General features: G+C 39.6%; 1 protein-coding gene. It reads left to right on the forward strand.

Going from position 1 to position 1,356, the window contains the following annotated elements:
- Positions 1-60: 60 nt before the first annotated feature.
- Positions 61-1,292 (forward strand): IS3 family transposase gene (locus IEX12_RS23055; protein WP_088049320.1). Its coding sequence is split into 2 segments (ribosomal slippage): positions 61-331 and positions 331-1,292, totalling 1,233 coding nucleotides; the frame shifts between segments, so codons are not numbered across the junction.
- Positions 1,293-1,356 lie beyond the last annotated feature (64 nt).

Genomic DNA, 1,356 nt, shown 5'->3' on the forward strand with positions numbered 1-1,356 from the left:
AACTTGGACACTAAGAGTGGAATGTATTATACTACTTAATGTGTTAGGGAGGCTTACAACATGAAACGCACAAGACATTCAAAAGAATTTAAAATACAGGTTATCAAAGAAGCAATGGAAACAGGAAAAACATCTGTTGTTGCACGCCGTTATGATTTAAATGCCAACATGGTGACACGGTGGGTGCGAGAGTACAAGGACGGCAAGTACGGAGATGTTGATGTGACAACTATTCCAGATCTTGATTCCAAGCAGCTTGCCAATGAGAATGACCATTTGAAAAAAATATTGGGTGAAAAGGATCTCGAAATCGCCGTTTTACGGGATCTTGTAAAAAAGCAGGACCCTCACTTGCTGAAAAAATTAAAGTAGCCGATAAATGGATCCAAAAAGGATATGCCATCAAATTGGTATTGAAAATCGTAAATGTTCCTCGTTCCACATACTATTACCAAAAGAATTACCGTGTGGAAGAGAGGCAAGTGAGTGAGGGCCGTCCAGCACCAGGCTACTCCATCAATGAGGACGGAAAGAAAGTATCCGACGAACAAATCAAAGAATTCTTGTTAGAACTTATATCTGGCGAGTGTAATGGTTATGGTTATCGCAAATTAACCCTGGCCCTACGCCGCGATCAATATAAACTAAAAATCAATAAAAAGAAGGTATACCGCCTTTGTAAGGAGCTAGATATTTTAAAACCACAAAGAAGGAAAAAAATCTCGCATCCTAGGAAACTGGCAAGAAATCGCGTTATTACTGAATCTAATCAGCTCTGGGAGGCAGATATTAAATACGGCTATGTCCACGGTGAAGACCGATTTCTCTTTGTTTTTTCCATTATCGATGTATGTGACAGATCTATCATCAATTATCATATAGGACTGCATTGTACTGCAGTTGATACTGTGCAGATATTAAATCGGGCCTTATTGAAACGACAGTTATTTGAAGCGCAAGAAAAGCCTGTCGTACGTACAGATAACGGACCACAATTCATTTCAAATACATTTGAAGATCATTGTGAGGGTCTAAATGTGGAACATGAGCGTATACCGCCTAAGACGCCAAATATGAATGCCCATATTGAATCATTCCATCGCATCATGGAGGACGATTGTATGTCCCGATTTGAATTTGAAACCTATGGAGAGGCGTATGAAGCAATTACAAATTTCATGGACTTTTACAACAATCGGCGCATTCATTCTAGTATTCGTGACTTAGCACCTAATGAGTTCTACAAGTTACAAAAAGGCAAGAAGGCAGACATAAAGGAAATACGGGTTTAATCCCCCTTCCATTTTTCTTCCTTTTGTCCACGCCTTGAAACCAGCCAATCCTGGAATGGAATCA

Source organism: Lentibacillus populi, assembly GCA_014642895.1.
Classification (GTDB): Bacteria; Bacillota; Bacilli; order Bacillales; family Amphibacillaceae; genus Lentibacillus_C; species Lentibacillus_C populi.